Source organism: Kitasatospora sp. Ki12, assembly GCF_054601375.1.
This window is the reverse complement of the sequence record NZ_BAAIHT010000002.1, coordinates 892,524-915,326: the sequence shown is the minus strand read 5'-3', so window position 1 is coordinate 915,326 and position 22,803 is coordinate 892,524. Positions and strand designations below refer to the sequence as shown.

The following is a 22,803-nucleotide window of genomic DNA, read 5'->3' as shown; positions in this document are numbered from 1 at the left end:
AACTCGGGTTCGTGGGGCCGGAGTTCGCCCGCGTGGCGACTGGGGTCGGGCCACCGCTTCTTCCGGTGCCGCACCCCTGGGCAGCGGCCCGTTGTTGTGCTGACATATCCATGTCAAATCGCGCGGCATCGCGTGTCGCACCCCACCGCACCGCGCCGCCTCCGGTTCCGACTCCGTGCTCGGACGTCGTACTCCGACTCCGCGCTCGGACTCCCTGCGCGGACACCCTGCCCGGACTCCGTGCTCGATCGAAGGGAAGCCCATGCTGCTCCGCGTGCTGGCCGCCGCGGCCGCCGTCGCCGCCTCACTGTCCGGCTCGTCGGCCTTCGGCGTCGACTCGCTCCCGACCCCGCCGGACCGGATCGTCATCGACGTCGCGACCGTCAACGGCTCCGGCTGTCCGGCCGGGACGGCTGCCGTGGCCGTCTCCCCGGACAACACCGCCTTCACCGTCACCTACAGCGACTACCTCGCCCAGGTCGGGCTGGGCTCGAAGCCGACCGACTTCCGGAAGAACTGCCAGCTCGACCTGCGGGTGCACGTCCCGCAGGGCTTCACCTACGCGATCGCCTCCGCCGACTACCGCGGCTTCGCCCACCTGGAGAAGGGCGCGAACGGCACCGAACGGGCCAACTACTACTTCCAGGGCCAGGCCCAGACCACCTACGCGTCCCACCGGTTCAACGGCCCGCAGGACGACAGCTGGCAGGCCACCGACACCGTCTCCGTCGCGGCCCTGGTCTGGGCGCCCTGCGGCGAGGAGCGCAACTTCAACATCAACACCGAACTGCGGGTCTCGGCCGGCAGCTCGGACCCGACCCGGAGCACCAGCTTCATGACGATGGACTCGACGGACGGCAACATCAACACCGTCTACCACCTCGCCTGGAAGCACTGCCCCTGACGCCCGGGCGGGCGAGCGACCGTCCGCACCGTCCGGCCCCGGCGACGCTCGAAGCGCCGCCGGGGCCGGACGCGTGGGGGACCGGCCGTCAGCCGACCGTCAGCGGGAACGGCCCGGCCAGCACCGTGTAGCCGTCGTTGGCGAGGTAGTAGGCGTCGTACGCGCCCGCGCCGTTGAGCTTGCCGGTGGAGAAGGTGACGGCGCCGCTCTGGTTCGGGGTGTAGGCCCAGGTCAGCGCGGAGCGCGAGCCGGGGGTGACGCCGGACGGGTAGAGGCCGACCCAGTTCTTCGCCCCGGCCTGCGAGGTGTCCGGCAGGGCGTAGCGGAGGGTGACGTTCCCGCCGGCCGTCACGGCGTCGAGGTCGCCGGTCAGGGTCGGCCGGGTCGCGGTGGACGGCGCGAAGGCGGCGTTCAGCGGCGTCGCGTAGGTGTCGTTGCCGGTCAGGCCCGGCAGGCCGAGGGCCGACTCGATGGTGCGGCCGATGCCGTAGTGGTCGTAGTGCAGCGGGCTGCTGGTGCCGGCCGGGACGGTGCCCTGGGAGCCGACCACGACGGTGGCGAGGTGGTTGTAGGCCTCGGACTGGCTCTCGTCCCAGGTGAGCAGGAGCAGCGAGCGCTGCTGGGTCCAGGCCGGGGAGGACAGGACGGGGGCGAGGGTCTGCTGCAGCCAGCCGTCCTGCGTCTTCAGGCTGGTGGCGCTGCCATTGCCGGAGGCCTCGCCGTCGTAGTAGTCGTCGGCGGCGATCCAGGAGAAGTTCGGGGTGGTGGCGGCCGACTTCAGGTCGGTGGTGAGCTGCGAGGTGTCGACGAGGTGTGCCGCGCAACGGGCCGGATTGCCGCTGATGTCGGTGTAGTTGATGAACGGAGCGTCGTCGGGCATGAAGTAGCTGTCGTAGGTCTTGGTGGTGTTGCAGGGCGTGCCCATGCCCTGCTCGTAGGCCTTCCAGGTCTTGCCGGCGTCCTCGACGGTGTCGCCGAGGTTGCGCTGGGGGGAGTTGATGTTCGGCCAGTAGGTGGCGCCCTTGGCGTAGGTGTCGCCGCCGGCGACGGCGAGGTAGTTCTCGTCGCTCGGGTGGTAGACGCCGTGGGAGTCGGTGAGGGTGGCGCCCTGGGACATCAGGCTGTGGATGAACGGAGTGTCCGCGGGGTCGTTCATGATCTGGGAGTAGTCGGTGTTCTCCATCATGACGACGAACACGTGGTCGTAGCCCGGCACTCGGGACGCCGGCGGGGCCACCGGCGCGGGCGCGGCGACCGGGGTGTCGAGGGTGAGCGAGAGGTTGTCCAGGTAGCCGGTCTCGTTCGTGGTGGACAGGAACTGCACCTCGACCTGGACGGACCGGGTGCCCGCCGGGACGGCCCCGGTGGCGCTGCGGGAGAGGAACCGGGTGCTCAGGCCGCGGTCGCTCGCCGAGACGGTCGGCAGCTTGGCGGTCGCGCCGAGCGGACGGCCGCCGGCGTCCCGGAAGTGCAGGCTGACGGCGGCGTATCCGCCGTAGACGGTCCAACCGCCCAGCCAGCCGGAGAGGTTGTAGTGCACCCCGCCGCCGTCGATGGCGGCGGCCGCCGAGGAGAGGTCGACGGTCTGGGCCATGGAGCCGTCACCGAAGTTGCCCGGCCCGAAGAAGGCCTTGCCGGGCGTGCGGCCGTCGTCCGGCAGGCCGAAGGAGCCCGCCGTGTGGCAGACGGCGTCGATGCCGCCGGCCTGGACCGTCCAGCCGGGCACGGTGGAGGCGGCGCTCCAGTCGCCGGTGCAGTAGCCGCCGGCCTCCGCGTCGCCGTTGACGATCAGGTTGCCGCTGCCGCCCGCCGCCGAGGCGGTGGCGGGGACGGCGACGGTCAGCGCGCCGACCAGGGGGAGGGTGGCGAGCAGCCCGCCGACGGTGCTCCAGCGCAGTCGCATGGGGGTACCTCGTGTCGTCGTGGTGAGGGTGGGAACCCCCGGCGGTGCGCCAGGGGGTGGGACAGAGGTATCGGGCGGGGCTGTCCTGCGGGGGAATGTCGAGCAAACTTGGTCAGACAAGTTCGGGCAGGGGGCGTGTGCCGGCAGCGGTGGCGGGACCGGGCGGCACCGGCGGTACGGTGGGGGCCGGGGCGGGGAGGGGCGGGAAGGGGTGGCCATGGTGGGGTCGGGAAGCGGGTCGGGAAGCGGGGCCGGAGTCACGAACGGCAGCGGGCCGTCAGGCGCGTCGACCGGGCCGCGCTCGCCGCTCGCCGCGCTGCGTGCCGGGCTGCTGGCCGAGATCAACGCGACCGTGCACGGCCAGGACCTCCACCTGGAGCGCTACGACCGCCCGGCCGGCGACCCGGGCCTCTTCGGCCCGGACAGCGTGGTGTGGCGGGTGCACGGGCACCCGGCCGGGATGCTGGTCGGCGGCTTCGCGGCGCTGCTGCTGCAGTCCCTGCACCCGCTCGCGATGGCCGCCGTCGACGCCCACTCGGACTTCCGGGCCGACCCGACCGGGCGGCTCAACCGTACGGCCCGGTTCGTCACCACCACCACGCTCGGATCGACGGCGGCGGCCGAGCGGGCGATCGCGGGTGTCCGGCGGATCCACCCCCGGATCAGCGGCACGGCACCGGACGGCCGCCCCTACCGCGCCGACGATCCACACCTGCTCACCTGGGTGCACACGGCCGAGGTGTACTGCTTCCTGACCGGCTACCAGGCCTTCGCCGCGACACCGCTGACCGCCGCCGAGTCCGACCGCTACTACGCGGAGGCGGTGCGGGTGGCCGAACGGCTGGGCGCCCGCGACGTCCCCCGTTCCCGCGCCGAGGTGGCGGCCTATCTGGCCGGGATCCGGCCGGAGTTGCGGGTCACCCCGCCGGCCCTGGAGGTGCTCCGGCTGCTGCGGGGGTTCGGCCGCAGCCGGCGCGAGCGGGCCGCCGTCCGGGTGCTGACGAACGCCTCGATCGACCTGCTGCCGTCCTGGGCCAGGGCCGAACTCGCGGTGCGGCGGCCCCGGTTGGTCCGTGCGTCCTGGGACCGCCCGCTGGCGCGGACCGGCGGGCGGTTCCTGGTGTGGGCCTGCGGCCCCTCGCAGATCCGCGCCGCCGCGTACGCCCGGGCCACCGCCGTACCGCGGCAGGCCGGTTGACGCCGGGGAGTCAGGCGGGCGGGCGGGCGGGCCGGTTGGCGTCGGGGGAGGCGGGTGGCCGGCGTCGGCCACCCGCCTCCCCCCGGGCACCGGAACGCCGGGGTAGGGGGTCAGTGCTTCTGGGCCCGGTGCCCGGCCGAGGCCTGCTCCTGGAGCAGCGCGGCGACCTGGTTGACGTCGTCGAAGATCCGGATGACGTCGTTGATGTCGGTGGCCGAGGCGCCGTTCACCCCGACGAAGAACAAGTGCAGGCAGCCGTCGTCCGTCTCCAGGTAGCCGGCCAGGTTCTCGGCGTTGTAGGCGATCCGCTGGTTGAGGTCGTCGGCGCCGACGATGGTGCCGGGATTGGCGAAGACCTTGCCCTTGGCCGGGCAGTCGGTGGTGCAGGAGATCCCCAGCGAGCCGTCGACGCCCAGGATCGGCAGGGCGTGGCGGAAGGCGTCCGCGTCGGGGGTGCGCAGCCAGTAGCCGAGGATCTGGTCCAGGCCGATCGGGGTGGCGCGGTCCTCGAAGACGCCGCCGCGGCCGTCGGCGAGCTGGAACTGGGTCACCGGTCAACTGAGCGGATGGGGCGGGGCGAGACGGGTCGGGGTCAGTCGGAGCGGCCGGGGGTAAGCCGGTAGTGACGGGGGTCGGCGATGCCGTGCAGGTCCTCGGCGGTGAGGGAGGTGTTGCCGCCGTCGCCGCCCAGGATCCGCAGCCGTCGCGCCTCCTGCACCGGGCGCAGCCCGAAGGCCGAGGTCAGCTCCAGGTCCAGCCGCCCTTCCGTCCGGTCGAACGACCAGCGGCCGGTGACCTTGCCCTCCAGGCCGGCCCTGCGGTGGGTGCCCGTCAGGTCGCCGCCGTCGTCGCCGCCGTCGACGGAGCCGTCGGGTGAGGCGGTGAGGTCGACGTCCAGGGACTCCCCGGACCGGGCGTCGCTCTCGATCGTCCAGTGGCCGGGCCCCACCACCGCGCCGACCGCCGGGCGCGCCGCCGGGGCACCGTCGGCCCGGGCGCCCAGCAGCCGGTGTACCGCCGCCTCCGCCGCCCGGGCGTCGCTGCCGGGCGGGAGCCGTTCCTCCCGTCCCTGCCCGGGGGGCAGGGCCGTCTCGTCGAGCGGCCAGACCAGGCACGGCTTGTCGAACGAGGCCGCGTACTCGCGCTGCGCCCGGACGTGCGGGTCCTCGGCCGCGTCCCGGGACCAGAGGAGCAGGAACAGGTCGCAGGCGCCCAGTTCCTGCAGCACCGGCTCGGCGGGCAGACCGTCGGAGAGGTCGCGGGACTCGTCCAGGGCGGTCCGGGCGCCCCCGGCACGCAGCCGGGCGTCCAGGTCGGCGGCCCGGCCGGTGTCCGCCGGCGCGTGGGCGAGGAAGACCCCGGGGTGCTGCGGCTCCCCGGAGGTGTCGTGCTTCCGGTCGTTCAAGGCTGCCTCAGATCTCCGCGTCGTACGTTTCCTTGTCGTGGCCGTGGTGCCAGGGGGCCCGCGGGTCGTAGGAGGCGATGTAGTAGTCCGCCTCGCAGGTGTAGGTGGCGGGGAAGAGCTGGTGCGCCCGCAGCTTCAGGATGTCCATGGCCGCGAGCTCGTTGGCCAGTCCCTGCTGGTCCTGCTCGGCCGCCGGCTTGGCCTGCTCCTCGTCCACGAGTTCCTGGGCCGCCGCCAGGTTGTCCTTCAGGAACTGCGGCCACTGTGCGGGATCGTTGCTGTAGGTGTAGTGCGGTGTCACCCGGTAGTGGATCAGCTTGGGCCACCTGGCGTCGGGGTTGTTCAGCGGCGCCGCCGGGTCCAGGACGTGGGTGACGGTCGGGTGCGTGTCCTTGTACGGCTTCAGCGCGGCCGCGCTCGTGGCGGCCCCCTGGACGTGCTGCCCCGGGGCGGCGAAGCCGATCTTCTTGTCGCCGAGGTCGATCGGGTGGTTGGCGGCGATCCACTGCTCGTAGCCCGCGGCCAGGCCGGTGGTGCCGCTCTGCATCGCGGTGCGGATGGGCCGCTCGACCTTGGTGAAGTGCTCGTTGGTGTTGGACTTGGCGGAGCCCAGGAAGATGTTCCAGGCGGTGTCGTTGGCGCCCGCGACGAAGTCGCCGTTGATCGCGTGCATCGCGGTGGCCGCGTTCTGCTGGCCGTTGGCGCGCACCAGGTTGCGGTCGGCCGCCTTCATCACGGAGAAGTCCGCGGGCTCGCCGGGTGACGAGCCGCCACCGCTGTTGCTGAGCATCCGCTCCAGGTACAGCGAGTTCCCGAGGGTGCCGCCGCCGGGGTAGACCAGGCCGGCTCCGTTGAGCACGTCGGTCTGGAGGCCGGCGAGCGACGCGCTGCTGGGCGTCGTCGTGGCGAACGGCGTGAAGGCGGCCGCCCGTTGCACCACCGCCTCCCCGGCCCGCGGCCCGGAGCCGTGCGCGTCCGTGTGCTCCTCGGTCGGCTCCGCGATGGCGGGCCCGTTCCCGGGCAGCGCCCTGCGCATCACCCGTACGGCGTTGGCCTCGGCCTCGCGCTCGAACCGGTCCGAGGGGTCGGAGACCCTGAGACCGGAGCCGTTGTCGGCGCCCGCGACGGGGCCCCGGCGCTGCTGGAGGACGTGGGTGAGCTCGTGCGCCAGGGTGTGCCGATCCCCGCCGCCCTCCCCGATGACGACGTGGTTGCCGGAGGTGTACGCGCGGGCCCCGACCTCGGCCGCCGAGGCGCGGGCGGCGCTGTCGTCGTGGACCCGGACGGCGGAGAAGTCGGCGCCCATCCGGCCCTCCATCTCGGAGCGGACGGCGGCGTCCAGCGGACGGCCGGGCGTGCGCAGGACGTCATGGACGGCCGAGCGCTGCACCGCGTCGCCGCTGCGTCCGTCCCGTTCGAGCATCTGGACGACGGCCCGGTTCCCGACGGCGGCCTGCAGCCCCATCAGCTCCGGCCGCGCGGCCCCGCCACCACGGCGGGAGGGGTGGGCCGTCGTACCGGCCCGTCCGGTAGCCCGTGCGGCAGCCTGGGCCCGGGCGCTGTCCCGGGCGCTGTCCCGGGCGCTGTCCCGGGCGCTGTCCCGGGCGCTGTCCCGGGCGTGCAAGGGGGCATGCAAGAGGGCCTCTTCCCACGCAGGAACACCGACCCTTCCTGCATACGCGCCCGGCGCCCGGAGCGCCAGGGACCGAAGGGCAGACCCGGGTGCCCCGACGGGCACCCCGTGGGGCAACACCCGGGGCTCAGGTGAGGGCGGCGACCAGCAGGGTGAAGGCGGTGATGATGACGGCGATGCGGACGTAGTGGTACCGGTCCCAGCGGTTCAGCTGCTCCTTCCAGTCCTCGGGCCGGTTCTCGGGGGTCCACATCTTGGTCCGGTTGTTGATCGGGACGAGCAGCAGGATCGACATGATCACGCTGAGGACCAGCAGCGCGCCGGCGGTGACGACGAGTCCGGCGCCGTCGTGGTGCCAGCCGGCGACGGCCCATACGGCGCTCAGGACGAGCGAGCCGATGTACCAGAACGGCATGACGGCGCCGAGCATCCGGCCGCCGTGGCTTCGGCCGAGTTGGCCGCTGTCCTCGGGGAGGGCGTCGAGGATCCGGTTGACGACGAAGGCGACGGAGAACTCCACCCCCACCATGAGGCCGACGATCACGGTGGTGGCGATCCGAAGTGCGTCGAGCATGACTGCCCCTCCTGGAATCTAGCGTTGCTAGCTGATGAGGCAACGCTAGTACTGCTGCCGCTTGGTTGTCTAGCAGTGCTAGGATCGAATCATGTCGGTACAGGAACGCAAGGAGCGCGAACGGGCCGTCCGCGAGCGCCTCATCGTGGCGACGGCCCGCGAACTCGCCGAGCGGCAGGGCTGGGAGGCGGTCACCACCCGTCGGCTCGCCGAGCGCATCGAGTACAGCCAGCCCGTCCTCTACAGCCATTTCCGCGGCAAGCGCGAGATCATCGGCGCCGTCGCCCTGGAGGGCGCCGCCGAGATGGCCGCGGCGCTGCGGGCCGCCGCCCGCGCCGCGGACGGCCCGCGCGCCCGGGTCGCCGCCCTCGCCCGCGCCTACCTCGACTTCGCCGAGCGCAATCCGGCGGTCTACGACGCCATGTTCCAGCTCGACGGCGGCCTGGCCTTCGCGGACGAGGAGACCCCGGAGCCGCTGAAGGACGCCTTCGCCGCGCTGCTGGAGACTCTCGGCGAGGTCGCCGGGGCGGGCGTCCACCCGGCACTGTTCACCGAGCTGTTCTGGGCGGGCCTGCACGGGCTGGCCACCCTGACCCGGGCGGGACGGCTGCCGCCGGAGGACACCGAGCGGAGGGTGGAACTGCTGGTGGACCGGCTCGCCGTGGTCTGACGTGCCGTCCGGGTGGGCCACGGCATCGCTTCTGCACACTCGCGCGCGGCATCGCCTCCGGTCACTCGTGCCGGTGGCGGACCGATCGCACACCGTGCCACGGAAGGTGAGGGATCGGGCACAGTGGGTAGGAGCCGGGCGTCACCCCCTACCCACGGGAGCCCCGCATGGCCCAGCAGGCCGACCTCATCCTCCACGGCGGCGAGATCGTCACCGTCGCCGAGAGCGCCGACGACCCCGGGAGCGCCGGGAGCACCGAACGTTCCGGTGGCGACGCCGGGCCCGAGGCCGTGGCCGTCAAGGACGGCACGATCGTCTTCGTCGGCCCCCGGCAGGAGGCGCTGGACCGGTGGAGCGGCCCGCACACCGTCGTACGGGACCTCGGGGGCCGCGCCCTGCTGCCCGGGTTCATCGACGCCCACGGGCACCTCGGCGGTATCGGCCTGCAGGCCACCATCGCCAACCTGCTGGCCGCGCCGGACGGCGACGTCACCGACCTCGACTCGCTGAAGGACAAGCTGCGCGCCTGGGCCGACAGCCCGGTGGGGGCGGACTCCGGGTGGATCGTCGGGTTCGGGTACGACGACGCGATGCTCGCCGAGGGCCGCCACCCCACCCGCGACGACCTCGACGAGGTGTCCACGGACCGTCCGGTGCTCGCCATCCACCAGTCCTTCCACCTCGGCGCGGTGAACAGCCTCGGCCTGCAGCGGCTCGGCTACTCGGCCGCCACTCCCGACCCCGAGGGCGGGGTGATCCGGCGCCGCGAACTCGCCGTCCCGCCCTCGTACGGCGAGCCCGACGGAGTCCTGGAGGAGAAGGCGTTCACCCCGGCCTCGGACCTCGCGCTGGAAGAGCTGCCGGAACGGGCACTGCTGACACTGTTCATCACCGGCGCGGCCACGGCGGCGCGCTTCGGCTTCACCACCGTCCAGGAGGGCGGCACCACCCTCAAGAACCTCAAGGCGCTGCGGGACACGGCCGCCGCCGTGCCCTTCACCGTCGACGTGGTCGCGTACGTGAAGGCCGACGAGGCGACCTCCTCCGCCCTGGACGACCCGATCGGGGTGAGCGACGAGTACGTGGACGGCGTCCGCGCGGCCGGCGTGAAACTGGTCCTGGACGGCTCGCCGCAGGGGCGCACGGCCTGGCTCACCGAGCCGTACCTGACGCCGCCGGCCGGGAAGCCCGAGGACTACTGCGGGTACCCGGCGCAGCCGGACGACGCGGTGGTGGCCAAGCAGGTCGGCACCGCCGTCGAGCGGGGCTGGCAGGTCCTGGCGCACGTCAACGGGGACGCCGCGATCGACCAGTTCCTCCGGGCGGTCGAGGCGGCCGGCCCGGGCCGGCGGCCCACCGTGGCGATCCACGCGCAGACCGCCCGCGAGGAGCAGATCGACGCCTTCGCCCGGCTGGGCGTCGTGCCGTCCTTCTTCTCCATGCACACCTACTACTGGGGCGACTGGTACCGCCGGACCGTCCTCGGCGAGGGGCGGGCGGCGACCATCTCCCCCGCTCGCTGGGCGCTCGACCGGGGCCTGCGCTACACCTCGCACCACGACGCGCCGGTGGCGCTGCCGAACTCGATCGCCGTGCTGTCCAGCCAGGTGACCCGGCGCACCCGCACCGACGGGGTCGTCCTCGGGCCGGAGCAGCGGGTGTCAGCGCTGGACGCGGTCCGCGCGATCACCCTCAACGCCGCCCACCAGTACGGCGAACAGGACCGCAAGGGGAGCATTGAGGTCGGCAAGCTCGCGGACCTGGTGATCCTCAGCGCCAACCCGCTGACGGTCGACCCGGAGGCGATCGGCGACATCGAGGTGATCGAGACGATCAAGGCGGGGACGACCGTCCACCCGCCCGCACCCGCTGGCCGGACCTCCGCGGCCCCGGCCACCGCGCCCACCCCGCGCTGGGGCTGCTGCTGACCGGCGGCTCTCACGCCACGCCCGGCGGCGGCCCAGGCCGCCGGGCGTTCGGGGCGTTCGGGGCGGAGCAGGCCGGGCGATGCCGAGTGGGAGGTGTTCAGCCCTCCAGGCGGCGCTTGCTGAGCCAGGCGACCATCTCGGGGTCGTGGTGGTCGAAGAACAGCGTGGCGCCGGTGTCGAGGGCGGCGACGGCGGACATCTGGTCGTCGGTGAGCCGGAAGTCGAAGACGTCGATGTTCTGCGCCATCCGGTCGGGGTTGACCGACTTGGGGATGGTGACGATGTCGCGCTGGATGAGCCAGCGGAGTACGACCTGGGCCACGGACTTGCCGTGGGCGTCGCCGATGCCGGCGAGGACGGGGTGGGTGAAGAGGTCGTTCCTGCCCTCGGCGAAGCCGCCCCATGCCTGGTGCCGGACACGGTGCTCGCGCATGAGGGCGTGGTCGGCGGTGCGCTGGAAGAAGGGGTGGGTCTCGATCTGGTTGACCTGCGGGACGGTCTCGTTGTTGAGGATCAGGTCCAGCAGGCGGTCGGGGTAGAAGTTGGCGACGCCGATCGCCCTGGCCAGGCCCTCGCGGTTGGCGGCTTCCATGGCGCGCCACTGGCCGTAGACATCGCCGTAGGGCTGGTGCACGGAACCGTCCGGGGCCCGGCGCGGCGGCCGGGCCCCGGACGGTGTGGGGCGCACCGGTGGGGTGGGTCAGGAGAGCAGGCCGTTGTAGTCGGGCAGCTTGAAGGTCTGCTCGGCGTGACCGCCGTTCAGGTCCGTCCAGTTGTTGCCGACGCTGGCGATGATCGTGTAGCCCTCGTTCTCGATCTCCGTGCGCTCGTCGGTCTTGTACTGCTGCACCGACTTGAAGAGATCGCCCAGGCCGCGCCCGTGCAGCTCGTCCACGGTGTAGCCGGCCTTCTGCAGGCTGTAGCGGGTGACGGGTTCGATGAAGTCCACCCGCGCGGTGACGAAGATGACCGCGACCCCGCGCGAGTGGGCGTACTGCGCCAGCTCCACCACCGGCGAGATGCCGGGCATGGTGAACGGGTGGAAGTGCGTCGCGAGGGTGGTGTTGTCGATGTCGAAGACGATCGCGGGCGTCTCGTCCGACGGCTCGGCGGTGCGCTGCTCGATGTAGGCGCGGGCGGGCGCGATCGCGGCGGTGACGTCGGCCAGCCACTGCTGCTCGGTCACCGTGCTGCCGGCCGCGGCGGCTACGGGAGCGGGGGCGGGGGCCGGGGCGGCGACGGCGGGGGTGGCGAGACCGGCGGTGATCGCGGCCGTCAGGGTCGCGGTGGCGACGAGCTTTGCCTTGAGGCTCATGTCTGGAACTCGGCTTTCGATGTGCGGGACGGACGGACGGTCGGTCAGGTGATCGGTCGGTCAGGTGGTCAGGTGGTCAGGTGGTCGGTGCGGCGCTCGGGGTCGGGCTGCGGTACGAGCCGGCCACGATGGGCCATTCCTGGTGGTAGAGCTTGAAGGGCAGGTCCTTCTCGAACAGCGGGGTGCCGAGGACGGCGATCCTCGCCAGCACGGCCCCGTCGACGTCGAGCCCGCCGTAGAGGCCGCCGCTGCCGTCGATCCCCGGCCTGACGCCGCCGCTGTCGAGCGCGACCGTGACCGTGCCCCGCACCTGGGCCCGCAGGTACGGCCGGACGGTCGCCTTCACGCCCAGCGCGTCGTACAGCGCGACCGACCCCTCGGCGACCAGGGCGCTGCGCACGTCGGCGGAGCCGGTGAAGACGGCCTTGACCGGGGTGACGCTGGTGCTGACCGGGTCGACGGCGCTGTGCCAGCCGGCCGCCTTGGTGTAGTCGGCGTGGAGGGCCCAGGTGCCGTCGACGGTCTGCCCGACGTCGACGCTGACGGTGCCGTCGGCGCTGACCTCGGCGTAGACCGTGAGGTTGAGGGTGATCACCACCGGGAGCGCGCCGACCATCACGGTGGGGCTGGCGGTGAGGGCGGCGACCGGGATCCTGACCGGGCCGGTGGAGCCGGTGAGCCCGGCGGTGAGGTGCCAGTCGGCGTGCGCGCCCAGGTCGAAGCCGACCGTGGCCTGCTCGGGAGCGAGGATGCCGTGGGCGCCCTGGTAGGTGAAGACGACGCTGGGGTCGAGTTCGATCGAGCCCGTCAGCGCGGCCGTGGATCCGCCGGGCAGCGGGACGCTGTCGTCGGCGTCCAGCTTCAGCACGGCCGAGGCCGAGCCACTGCCCCCGTCGGGCTTCGGGACGTAGGAGACCTTGAGGTCCTTGACCTTGGGGGTGACCCGGATCTTGTGCGGATCCAGCGCGGCCTTGATGTTCGCCCAGGTCTGGCCGAGCAGTTCGGAGATGGTGGCCGGGCGGGTGTCGACCTGCACCTTCCCGGCGCCGGCGGGCTTGACGGCGGTGATCGCCAGCAGCGCGCCCTGCGGAGCGGCGGCGGACGGCGGGCTGTCGATCAGCCGGCCGGTCCGCACGGCGGCGGTGGCCGCGGCGGTGGCGGACGGACTCGGAGCGTTCCTGCCGTCGTCGGCGACGACGGCGAGCACGGCCTTGCCGCTCTGCCGGTCGTACGAGGTCAGTGTGAGGTCCGCCGCCCCGGCCTCGACGGTCGCGACGGCCGGTGTCCCGGACGGGGACGGGGTGGCCGTCGTCGGAGCGCCGGGGACGATCGGGGCGGCCGACGGGCGGACGGGCGACGTGACGGACGACGCGAGGGGCGTAGGCGTGGCGGACGGTGCGCGGTCGGCGGCCGGGGTCACCAGGGTGACGGAGGGGTTGCCGCCGGGTGCCGGGGAGACGGGCGGGCTCCCGTCGGGCGGAACGGGCACGGCCTGGGCGGCGGCGCCGTGGTCGGCGGGCTGGGCTGTCGGGCTCGTCGGATCGCAGGCGCTCAGGGAGAGCACCACGGAGACGACGAGCGCCGGCAGCACGAGGGTGCGCATGGACATGCGGAGGGTCACCTTCGGCGTAAGGCGGACAGGAAACGGGCGGGAACGAGCGGGAACGGGTCGGAACGAGCGGAACAGGCAGGGAAGCCGTCGGCAGGCGATCAACAAGCTGTCAAGGGCATGCCAGGCGACCGGTCGGCAAGGTCCACCGGGGGAAGGCCCGGGTGGCTACGGCACAGCGAGGCGGGTCACGCGGGACACGGCCGAGGTCCGCCGTCGGCCGGGGCCGCGAAGGCGAGTCGCCCTTCGCGGCCTTGGCCTGGCGCCACAGGGGAAGACGCCAGGCCAAATCCGCAGGCAACCCTAAAACTAGAACCAGTAGTTTTGCCAGGCGAGAACGTACACTAGTCCACGACGAGGGACCAATACCCGGGGGTAACCACCGACGGACGAGAGGACCGAACAGATGGGCAGGCCGTCACGGCCACTGCTGACCCGGGACGGAATCATGCGGGCCGCGCTCGCCCTGGTCGACGAGGAGGGCGCCGCCGCACTCTCGACCACCCGCATCGCCGCCCGGCTGGGCGTCAAGGGGCCCTCGCTCTACAACTACGTCTCCAGCCGCGACGAGATCATCGCCGGAGTCAGCGACCTCATCGTCGCCGAGATGGACCTCGACCCGACCGTCCAGCCCTGGACCGCCGCCCTGGACGCCTGGGCCCGCTCCTACCGTGCCGCCCTCGCCAGCCACCCGAACATGGTGCCGCTGCTCGCCTCCCGGCCGACCCGCTCCGTCGCGGCCCTGCGGAGCTACGCCTGCGCGTTCGCCATGCTGCGCGAGGCCGGCTGGCCGGAGGAGCGCGTCCTCCCGGTCGTCCAGTCCCTCGAGTACCTGCTGATCGGCTCCGCGCTCCACCTCAGCCAGCCGCACGACGCGGCCTGGGCGGACGACGACCTCCCGCCCGGACTCGAACCGCTGCGCAACGCCCCGCCCGACTTCCGCGAGCAGGCCTTTGAGACCGGCCTCGCCGCCCTGATCCGCAGCTTCCAGGACACCTTGAACGACCTTCAGACCCCTCGGCGGCCCCCGCACGACGGCTGACGCGGGTGGTGCGCCGGGCCAGGGATCGGCGGGACCGGCGGTTCTGAGGGGCCGGTATGTGACGTGATGTCGCATCCGTCGTCACTGGAAGGTACGGGATTGCCGCGTTCCGCTGACCGGGAGGTCCGGGGGTGCTGGAGTGTCACCCGTGAGCGACCGCCGGTCCTACGAGAGCGACTCATCCGATGGGGTCCTCGCGGGCCGCACCGGCCGGTGTCGCACGGTCCGGATGACCGCCGCCGCCCTCGCCCGACACCTTCGCACCCAGGAGTGACCGCCGTGACCACCGTGCCCGCCCGCCACGACCACCGCATCGTGGTCATCACCGACCACGGCTCCGACGAGGGCAGCAGCGCCGTCCTCGAAGCCGCGGTCGAACAGCTCACCGGCGCCGCCGCGTTACCCCTCGACGCCCGCCGCTTCATGACCGGCGGCGCCGACCGCGCCGAGGTCCGCGACGGCCGCCTCGCCCTGCACCTCGCCGAGGACGGCCGCACCCTCACCCCCGACGCCGTGATCGTCTACGAGATCCCGCCGGGCGACCGCCACCGCTTCGAGGACTTCCAGCGGGTGCTCGCCCGGAGCGACACCGCCCGCCTCGGCGCCGCCGACAGTGCCGCCTGGCGCAACGCCACCGACAAGAGCCGCACCGTCGAACGCTTCGCCCGGCACGGCGTCCCGCACGCCCCGACCATCACCCTGGACGCCCCGGACCGGGAGGCGGCGCTCGACGCGTTCAGCCGACTGGGCGGCGACGTGTGGACCCGGCCCGCCACCGGCCTGGGCGGCGACGGCGTCTTCCACGCCACCACCACCGCCCAGCTGCTGGCCGCCCGCGACCACTACGCCGCCACCGGCCGGAAGTGGCAACTCTCCCGGGACGCCCGCAACTTCGATGCCCGGGGCCGCCGCCACCAGCTGCGCGTCGTCGTCCTGGGCGAGCGCGTGCTGCGGGTCTGCGAGCACGTGCAGGAGGCGCTCGACGAGCCGTGCAACGAGGCGCGGGGCGCGCGCTCCACCGTGCTGCCGCCCGAGGAACTGCCGCAGCGGCTCGCCGACCTGGCCGTCGCCGCGACCCGCGCGCTCGGGCTGTCCTTCGGCGGGGTCGACCTCGCGGTCGAGGACGGCGGATGCGTCTTCGAGGTCAACGTCCACCCGGTGATCAGCGGCCCCGGCGCGCTGGAGGGCGTCGCCCTGCCCCTGGTCCAGGCCCACCTCACGGGGCCCTCGGCACCCTGACCGGCTGACCGGCCCGCGCTGCTGGTGGCGAAAGGACTGGCCCTCGGCTGACGGTGCCTCAGTCGAGGGAGTCAAGTAACGGATGGGGGACGGGACTTGGCTGCGGGGCGGGTCCTGTTGAGTTCGAAGGTCGTTTCCGCAGATCAGCACGGGTGGTCGCGGTCGCGTTACCCAGTCGTTACGTCTGCGGGGCTTGTGGCCCCGGTCACACAGACTTCATCATCCTCGTCAAGCGGATGTCAACGCTGACATGAGTCAACGATGACAGTGCGGTTGCCGCTCACCCCAGCCCTGGACCTCGAGACCGCACCTCCTAGGAGCCACGATGTCTCGCACTCCCCGCCCCACCCTGTTCAGAGCCTCCGCCGCCGTCCTGGTCGGCGCCATGGCGCTCACACTGACCGCCTGTGGCTCGGGTTCGAAGGGCGCCGCCGGCACCGGCTCCTCCGGAGGCGCCGTCAAGGTCGGCCTCATCACCAAGACCGACACCAACCCCTTCTTCGTCAAGATGAAGGAAGGCGCGCAGAAGGCGGCCCAGGAGGACGGCGTCACGCTGAGCACGGCGGCCGGCAAGTTCGACGGCGACAACGCCGGTCAGATCGCCGCGATCGAGAACATGGTGGCCTCAGGCGTCAAGGGCATCCTCATCACGCCCAGCGACTCCAAGGCGATCCTGCCCGCGATCAAGAAGGCCCGGGCCAAGGGCGTGCTGGTGATCGCCCTGGACAGCCCGACCGACCCGCAGGACGGCACCGACGCCCTGTTCGCCACCGACAACAGGAAGGCCGGTCAACTGATCGGCGAGTACGCCAAGGCCGCCATGACCGGCAAGCCCGCGAAGATCGCGACCCTCGATCTCGCGCCCGGCGTCGCGGTCGGCCAGCTGCGCCACGACGGCTTCCTGGCGGGCTTCGGTGTCGCCGCCGGCGACCCGGCGGTCGTCTGCTCGCAGGACACCGGCGGCGACCAGGCCAAGGGCCAGACCGCGATGGAGAACTGCCTGCAGAAGGCGCCCGACATCAACCTCGTCTACACCATCAACGAGCCCGCCGCGCTGGGCGCGTACACGGCGCTGAAGGCCAAGGGCCGCGAGAAGGACGTGATGATCGTCTCGGTCGACGGCGGCTGCGCCGGCACCCAGGCGGTCAAGGACGGGAAGATCGCGGCGACCTCGCAGCAGTACCCGCTGGTGATGGCCGAGAAGGGCGTCAAGGCGGTCGCCGACTTCGCCAAGACCGGCACCAAGGCCTCGGGTTACACCGACACCGGCGTCACTCTGGTCACGGACAAGCCGCAGCCGGGCGTGGACCACAAGGACACCGGCTTCGGCCTGGCCAACTGCTGGGGCTGATCCCCGCTCCGAAGCAGCGGCCCGGCCAGGAACCCCCCGCCCTGACCCGGCCCGGCGGGGACCGCCCACCCCGCCCCGCCCCGGGCCGCTTCCGCTCTGCCGGCGCGACGCCGTTCGCTCGGCCCGTCGACCGGCTCCATCGGCAAGGACCTCCTCATGACGACCTCCACCGCCCCGTACGCGGACCTCACCGGGCCGACGTTCGCCCGCCGGATCATGACCGCGCCGACCGCGGGCCCGCTTGCCGCCCTCGTTCTGGCCTGCGTCTTCTTTTCCCTGACGACGGACCAGTTCCTCTCCGGCGGGAACTTCTCGCTGGTCATCCAGCAGGTGATGGTGGTCGGCACACTGGCCATCGGCCAGACGCTGATCATCCTGACCGCCGGCATCGACCTGTCCTGCGGGGCGGTGATGGCCTTCGGATCGATCGTGATCGCGAGGACGGCCGCGGACGGCACGGTGCCGCCGCTGGTCGCGGTCGCGCTCGGGCTCACCGTCTGCGCGGGCTTCGGACTGGTCAACGGTCTGCTGGTGAAGCTGATCCCGCTGCCGCCGTTCATCGTCACGCTCGGCATGCTGAACGTGGCCTTCGCGCTCACCCACATCTACTCCAAGGAGCAGACCGTCTCCGACCTGCCGAGCCAACTGACGTTCCTCGGCGGCACGTTCCCGCTCGGCCGCACCGACGTCACCTACGGCTCGCTCGTCGCCCTCGCGCTGTTCGCCCTCTTCGCCTACCTGCTGAGCAGCACGTCCTGGGGCCGCCACGTCTACGCACTCGGCAACAGCTCCGAGGCCGCCCGGCTCAACGGCATCCGCATCGGCCGGCTCACCATCGGCCTGTACGCGCTGGCCGGACTGGTCTACGGTGTCGCCGCGCTGCTCCTGATCTCCCGCACCGGCGTCGGCGACCCGCAGGCCGGGCAGACGGACAACCTCGACAGCATCACCGCCGTGGTGCTCGGCGGCACCAGCCTGTTCGGCGGCCGCGGCAGCGTGCTCGGCTCGCTGATCGGCGCTCTCATCGTCGGGGTGTTCCGCAACGGCCTCCAGCTGATGGGCGTCGCGTCCATCTACCAGACGCTGATCACCGGCGTCCTGGTCATCCTCGCCGTCACCGTCGACCAGCTCTCCCGGAAGAGGACCCGTTGATGAGCACCCGGACTCCCACGCCCGTCCTGCAGGCCCGCGGCCTGGTCAAGCGCTACGGCCACGTCACCGCCGTCGACGGCGCCGACTTCGACCTCCTGCCCGGAGAGGTCCTCGCCGTGATCGGCGACAACGGCGCCGGCAAGTCGAGCCTCGTCAAGGCCCTGACCGGGGCCGTCACCCCCGATGCGGGGGAGATCCGGCTGAACGGCGAGGCCGTCCGCTTCAACGGCCCGCAGGACGCCCGGGCGCACGGCATCGAGACCGTCTACCAGGACCTCGCGGTCGCCGCCTCGATGGACATCGCCTCCAACATGTTCCTCGGCCGAGAACTGCGCCGGCCCGGCCCGCTCGGCAGCGTGCTGCGGATGCTCGACAGGAAACGGATGCGCGAGGAGGCGGCCGAGCACATGGCCGGCCTGAAGATCGGTCTGCGCTCGCTCACCCAGCCGGTGGAGACGCTCTCCGGCGGCCAGCGCCAGGCCGTGGCCGTGGCCCGCGCCGTCGCCTGGGCCCGCAGCGTGGTGGTGATGGACGAGCCCACGGCCGCGCTCGGCGTCAAGGAGTCCGGACAGGTGCTCGACCTGATCCGCCGGGTCCGCGACAGGGGCCTCCCGGTGGTGCTCATCAGCCACAACATGCCCCACGTCTTCGAGATCGCCGACCGGATCCACGTGCACCGGATGGGCCGGCGCGCAGCCCTGATCAAGCCCGGCGACCACTCGATGTCGGAGGTGGTCGCCATCATGACCGGCGCGCTCACCGTCGACGAGGACGGCGGCGGTACCGTTGTCGCCGACGCCGACGCCGAGGCCGCCAAGGCCGCCGGAGTCGGAACCGACTGAGAAGAACGTCCCCCGCAGTGGCCTCGCGCGCGAGACCGGGGCCGCTGCCTGGCGAAGGTGGGTACATGGCCGCGCCCCGTCGTACGACGCTGCACGATGTGGCTCAGGAGGTCGGCGTCAGCGCCAAGACCGTCTCCCGAGTCCTCAACGGCGACGGCCCGACCTCGGCGCAGACCCGCGAGAAGGTCCTGGCGGCGGTCGAGAGGCTGGGCTTCCAGCCGAACCTGATGGCCCGCAACATCCGCACCGGCGGCCCGGACACCACCGTCGGACTGATCATCCCCGACATGGGCAACCCGTTCTTCGGCACCGTCGCCGGAGGAATCGAGGACGCGATCCGCGACCGCGGACTGACCCTGCTGATGGGCTCCAGCGCCGACGATCCCGACCGGGAACGGGCGCTGACCAGCACCTTCCTGGCCCGCCGGGTCAGCGCCCTGATGGTGGCGCCCACGGCCCGGGCCGACCACGCCCACCTGCGGACGGCCCGCAACAGCGGGATGCCGGTGATCTTCCTCGACCGGCCCGGTGCCGGCCTGACCGCCGACTGCGTGGTCAGCTCCAACCGGGACGGAGGCCGTGACGGCACCGCCCACCTGATCGCCCGCGGGCACCGGCGGATCGCCTTCGTCGGCGACCGGCCGGTGGGCCTCTTCACCCGCCGCGAGCGTCTGGCCGGCTATCGGGAGGCGCTCGACGCCGCCGGCCTGCCCTACGACCGCTCGCTGGTGGTCGACGGCCACACCCAGGCCGAGGCCGCCGAGGCCACCGTACGACTGATGCAGCGGGCGGAACCGCCGACCGCGATCCTCGCCGCCAACAACCTGTCCGCCATGGGCACCGTACTCGGGCTGGCCCGCGCCGGCCGACGCGACACCGCCCTCGTGTCCTTCGACGACCTGCCGTTCGCGGAGGTGCTGGAACCCGCCATCACGGCCGTCGCCCAGGACCCGGCCGCCATCGGCGCCGCCGCGGCCGAACTCGCCCTCGCCCGCCTCGACGGTGACCGCAGCCGGGCCCGGACCGTCACCGTCCCCACCCGCCTCATCGTCCGCGGCTCCGGCGAACTCCCGCCCGCTGCCTAGCGTTTCGGAGCGACCTCCGAGCACAACGGCCCACCCGGACACCGTTCCGACACGGCCGTCCCGCCGCCGTGCCTCGGCACCGCCGTGCCCAGGGGCCCACCCCGCGGATCGTCCCCGTCGCCCAGTCCCGCACACCCGACGGAAGGAGCACCATGTCCAGAACCACCCGGCGCCGCCGACTGCTCGCCGCCACGACCGTCCTGTCCGGGCTGGCCCTGCTCACCGCGTCGCCGGCCACCGCCGGCCCGCCGTATCACGAGCAGTACCGGCCCCAGTTCCACTTCACCCCGGCCCGGAACTGGATGAACGACCCCAACGGCCTGATCTGGTACCAGGGGCAGTACCACCTGTTCTTCCAGTACAACCCGTCGGGCAACAGCTGGGGCAACATGTCCTGGGGTCACGCGGTGAGCACCGACCTGGTGCACTGGACGCAACTGCCGCTCGCCATCGCGCAGGACGCCGACGAGATGGTCTTCTCCGGCAGCATCGTCCTCGACAAGGACGACTCCACCGGCTTCGGCAGCAAGGAGAACCCGCCGCTGGTGGCCGTCTACACCAGCCAGCGGAAGGGCACGGGCAAGCAGGAGCAGGCCCTCGCCTACAGCACCGACGGCGGCACCACCTGGACCAAGTACTCCGGCAACCCCGTCCTGGCCATCGGCTCCGCCGACTTCCGCGACCCCAAGGTCTTCTGGTACGCGCCCACCCACAGCTGGCTGATGGCCGTCGCCCTCTCCGACCGGCACAAGGTCTCCTTCTACTCCTCGTCCGACCTGAAGAGCTGGACCCATCTGAGCGACTTCGGCCCCGCGGGCGCCACCGGCGGCGTGTGGGAGTGCCCCGACCTCTTCCCGCTCGCGGTGGACGGCGACCCCGGGAAGACCAAGTGGGTGCTGGTCGTGGGCACCCAGTCCGTCGCGGGCGGCACCGGCACCCAGTACTTCACCGGCGACTTCGACGGCGAGCGCTTCACCTCCGACGACCCCGCCGCCTACGTCCCGCCCGGCGGCACCGTGCTGCAGGACTTCGAATCCGGCTCCTACGGCGACTGGACCACCACCGGCACCGCCTTCGGCACCGCCCCCGCCACCGGCACCCTGCCCGACCAGCAGACCGTCTCCGGCTACCGGGGCGCCGGCCTGGTCAACAGCTACAACAGCGGCGACGGCTCCACCGGTACCCTCACCTCACCGGAGTTCACCGTCGGCAGGCGCTACCTGAACTTCCTGGTCGGCGGCGGGAACCACCCCCACACCGACGGCGCCGACACCCAGACCGCCGTCAACCTCCTCGTGGACGGCAAGGTGGTCCGCACCTCCACCGGCTCCAACAGCGAGACCCTCGACTGGACCTCCTGGGACCTGAAGGACCTGATCGGCAAGCAGGCCCGGATCCAGCTCGTCGACCACAACACCGAAGGCTGGGGACACATCCTCGCCGACGACTTCACAGCGGCCGACGAGCCCGCGCTCAGCACCCCGCAGCGCGCCCACTGGGTCGACTACGGCGAGGACTTCTACGCCGCGGTCACCTACAACGACGCCCCCGGCGGCCGCCGCGTCATGCTCGCCTGGATGAGCAACTGGAACTACGCGCAGGCCGTCCCCACCTCCCCCTGGCGCAGCGCCGACGCCTTCCCCCGTCAGCTCTCCCTGCGGACCGTGAACGGCAGGATCCGACTGGTCCAACAGCCGGTCGGCGAACTGAGGACCCTCCGCGACGCCGGCTCCACCATGCCGACCACCCCTGTCGACAGCGGCAGCACCCCGCTCGCCGTCCACGGCAGCACCCTGGAGCTGGAGGCCCAACTCACCCCGGGTACCGCCGACCGCTTCGGCCTCGACGTCCGCACCGGCGGCGGACAACGCACCCGGATCGGCTACGACACGACCACCGGCGAGGTCTCCATCGACCGCACCGCCTCCGGCCTGGTCGACTTCGACCCCATCTTCCCCGGCGTCCAACGAGCCCCGCTCGCCCTCGACGGCGGACCCCTCAGCCTGCACGTCCTCGTCGACGCCTCCTCCGTCGAGGTCTACGCCGAGAACGCGCGCGGCGAGCAGGTCGTCCTCACCGACCAGGTCTTTCCCGACCCCTCCAGCACCGGCGTCGACGTCTTCGCCGACAACGGCACCGCGACCCTCGACCGCATGCGGGCGTGGCAGCTGGGTTCCGTCTGGACGTGACAGCCCCGGGACCGTGGCCCGATGCTGCTCGTACGTCCCGTCGCCCGCGGCGCGATCGAGATCAGTTGACCTGGCCGGCGGGCCGTACGACGAGGTGGTTGATGTCCACGCCTTCGGGCTGGTTGACGGCGAACAGGATCGTCTCGGCGATCTGCTCGGCGGTCAGGGTCGGGGCCGCCGCGGGTGATCCACCGCGCTCGTCCCAGAACGGGGTGTCCACGACCCCTGGGGCGACCAGAGTGACGCCGACGCGGTCCCCGGCCACCAGGAGCCGGACGTTCTCGGCCAGGGCGTGCGCGGCCCACTTGGTGACGGAGTACAGGTTGCCGGGCGTGTTCCTGGTGCCCGCGACCGAACCGACGATCACGATCCGGCCCTTGGACTCCCTCAGGTGCGGCAGTGTCTCGCGGACCAGCAGAGCCGGGCCGAGGACGTTGGTGAGGATCATGGCGGCATGGCCGCGGGGTCGTGGTCCTCCAGCGTGCCGGGCAGGGAGAACCCGGCGTTCGCGATCACCGTGTCCAATCGTCCCCACGAGCCCGTGACGTGACGCACGGCGGCGGCGACATGGTTCTCGTCGCCGGCGTCACCGGTGATGGTCAGCAGCCGCTCGCCGGCTCCGGCGGAGGCGGCGAACGCGGCCAGGCGATCGGCGTCGCGGCCGGTGATCGCCACGCGGTGGCCTTGCTTGAGCAGGGCGCGGGCAGTGGCCGCACCGATCCCGCTCGAACCGCCGGTGATCAACGTGACGGGTTCCATGGCAC

At 72.5% G+C, this 22,803-nt stretch carries 18 protein-coding genes and 2 pseudogenes; 11 read left to right on the top strand and 9 right to left on the bottom strand.

What is annotated here, in order from left to right; all coding sequences use genetic code 11:
• The first annotated feature begins 262 nt into the window (after positions 1 to 262).
• Complete coding sequence (locus ACYP53_RS21645) at positions 263 to 904, top strand: DUF4360 domain-containing protein (protein WP_459648594.1); 642 nt, start codon at positions 263 to 265, stop codon at positions 902 to 904.
• Between the two features lie 88 nt (positions 905 to 992).
• Here the strand turns inward: ACYP53_RS21645 and ACYP53_RS21640 are convergent, their stop codons facing one another.
• On the bottom strand, positions 993 to 2,807 hold the full coding sequence (locus ACYP53_RS21640) for an alkaline phosphatase family protein (protein ID WP_459648593.1): 1,815 nt from the start codon (positions 2,805 to 2,807) through the stop codon (positions 993 to 995).
• Positions 2,808 to 3,024: 217 nt separating this feature from the next.
• Here ACYP53_RS21640 and ACYP53_RS21635 point away from each other — a divergent pair, with 217 nt between their 5' ends.
• The gene (locus ACYP53_RS21635) at positions 3,025 to 4,005 is read left to right on the top strand and encodes an oxygenase MpaB family protein (RefSeq protein WP_459648592.1); all 981 of its coding nucleotides are present in this window, start codon (positions 3,025 to 3,027) and stop codon (positions 4,003 to 4,005) included.
• A 110-nt stretch (positions 4,006 to 4,115) separates the two neighbouring features.
• On the opposite strand, the gene ACYP53_RS21630 is transcribed toward ACYP53_RS21635, so the two are convergent.
• The 4 genes from ACYP53_RS21630 to ACYP53_RS21615 all read right to left on the bottom strand — a co-directional run bounded on the left by ACYP53_RS21630 (position 4,116) and on the right by ACYP53_RS21615 (position 7,617).
• Positions 4,116 to 4,556, bottom strand: coding sequence for a D-alanyl-D-alanine carboxypeptidase (locus ACYP53_RS21630; protein ID WP_459648591.1), 441 nt, complete (start codon positions 4,554 to 4,556; stop codon positions 4,116 to 4,118).
• A gap of 41 nt (positions 4,557 to 4,597) precedes the next feature.
• Entirely contained in the window at positions 4,598 to 5,410 is an 813-nt protein-coding gene (locus tag ACYP53_RS21625) for a toll/interleukin-1 receptor domain-containing protein (RefSeq protein ID WP_459648590.1), read from the bottom strand.
• Positions 5,411 to 5,417: 7 nt separating this feature from the next.
• Positions 5,418 to 6,833, bottom strand: a complete 1,416-nt coding sequence (locus ACYP53_RS21620) for an eCIS core domain-containing protein (RefSeq protein ID WP_459649804.1) — start codon at positions 6,831 to 6,833, stop codon at positions 5,418 to 5,420.
• Between the two features lie 337 nt (positions 6,834 to 7,170).
• A complete protein-coding gene (locus ACYP53_RS21615; protein WP_459648589.1) occupies positions 7,171 to 7,617 on the bottom strand; it encodes an anthrone oxygenase family protein in 447 nt (148 codons plus the stop codon).
• Positions 7,618 to 7,708: 91 nt separating this feature from the next.
• Between ACYP53_RS21615 and ACYP53_RS21610 the strand changes: the two genes are divergently transcribed.
• A complete protein-coding gene (locus tag ACYP53_RS21610; RefSeq protein WP_459648588.1) occupies positions 7,709 to 8,287 on the top strand; it encodes a TetR/AcrR family transcriptional regulator in 579 nt (192 codons plus the stop codon).
• Between the two features lie 167 nt (positions 8,288 to 8,454).
• Positions 8,455 to 10,215: an amidohydrolase gene (locus ACYP53_RS21605; protein WP_459648587.1), complete on the top strand. Its 1,761-nt coding sequence runs from the start codon at positions 8,455 to 8,457 to the stop codon at positions 10,213 to 10,215.
• Positions 10,216 to 10,312: 97 nt separating this feature from the next.
• On the opposite strand, the pseudogene ACYP53_RS21600 reads toward ACYP53_RS21605, so the two are convergent.
• The 3 genes and pseudogenes from ACYP53_RS21600 to ACYP53_RS21590 form a co-directional block, all read right to left on the bottom strand.
• A pseudogene (locus ACYP53_RS21600) lies at positions 10,313 to 10,849 on the bottom strand (aldo/keto reductase); the annotation flags it as partial.
• Between the two features lie 66 nt (positions 10,850 to 10,915).
• Complete coding sequence (locus tag ACYP53_RS21595) at positions 10,916 to 11,530, bottom strand: HAD family acid phosphatase (protein ID WP_459648586.1); 615 nt, start codon at positions 11,528 to 11,530, stop codon at positions 10,916 to 10,918.
• A 76-nt stretch (positions 11,531 to 11,606) separates the two neighbouring features.
• The gene (locus ACYP53_RS21590; RefSeq protein ID WP_459648585.1) at positions 11,607 to 13,139 is read right to left on the bottom strand and encodes a hypothetical protein; all 1,533 of its coding nucleotides are present in this window, start codon (positions 13,137 to 13,139) and stop codon (positions 11,607 to 11,609) included.
• Positions 13,140 to 13,545: 406 nt separating this feature from the next.
• Between ACYP53_RS21590 and ACYP53_RS21585 the strand changes: the two genes are divergently transcribed.
• From ACYP53_RS21585 to ACYP53_RS21555, 7 genes are all read left to right on the top strand, one after another.
• Positions 13,546 to 14,181: a TetR/AcrR family transcriptional regulator gene (locus tag ACYP53_RS21585; RefSeq protein WP_459648584.1), complete on the top strand. Its 636-nt coding sequence runs from the start codon at positions 13,546 to 13,548 to the stop codon at positions 14,179 to 14,181.
• A gap of 279 nt (positions 14,182 to 14,460) precedes the next feature.
• Positions 14,461 to 15,420: an ATP-grasp domain-containing protein gene (locus ACYP53_RS21580; protein ID WP_459648583.1), complete on the top strand. Its 960-nt coding sequence runs from the start codon at positions 14,461 to 14,463 to the stop codon at positions 15,418 to 15,420.
• A 325-nt stretch (positions 15,421 to 15,745) separates the two neighbouring features.
• Complete coding sequence (locus ACYP53_RS21575) at positions 15,746 to 16,771, top strand: sugar ABC transporter substrate-binding protein (RefSeq protein WP_189921458.1); 1,026 nt, start codon at positions 15,746 to 15,748, stop codon at positions 16,769 to 16,771.
• 156 nt (positions 16,772 to 16,927) lie between these two features.
• Positions 16,928 to 17,923: an ABC transporter permease gene (locus ACYP53_RS21570; protein WP_459648582.1), complete on the top strand. Its 996-nt coding sequence runs from the start codon at positions 16,928 to 16,930 to the stop codon at positions 17,921 to 17,923.
• Positions 17,923 to 18,765 (top strand): ATP-binding cassette domain-containing protein, encoded by an 843-nt coding sequence (locus ACYP53_RS21565; RefSeq protein WP_459648581.1) that lies wholly within the window; start codon positions 17,923 to 17,925, stop codon positions 18,763 to 18,765. The genes ACYP53_RS21570 and ACYP53_RS21565 overlap by 1 nt, the downstream gene beginning before the upstream one ends.
• Before the next feature lie 65 nt (positions 18,766 to 18,830).
• Positions 18,831 to 19,850 (top strand): LacI family DNA-binding transcriptional regulator, encoded by a 1,020-nt coding sequence (locus ACYP53_RS21560; RefSeq protein WP_189921452.1) that lies wholly within the window; start codon positions 18,831 to 18,833, stop codon positions 19,848 to 19,850.
• Positions 19,851 to 20,002: 152 nt separating this feature from the next.
• On the top strand, positions 20,003 to 22,039 hold the full coding sequence (locus ACYP53_RS21555) for a glycoside hydrolase family 32 protein (protein ID WP_459648580.1): 2,037 nt from the start codon (positions 20,003 to 20,005) through the stop codon (positions 22,037 to 22,039).
• Between the two features lie 61 nt (positions 22,040 to 22,100).
• On the opposite strand, the pseudogene ACYP53_RS21550 reads toward ACYP53_RS21555, so the two are convergent.
• Positions 22,101 to 22,798: pseudogene (locus ACYP53_RS21550) on the bottom strand (SDR family oxidoreductase).
• Between the last annotated feature and the right edge of the window lie 5 nt (positions 22,799 to 22,803).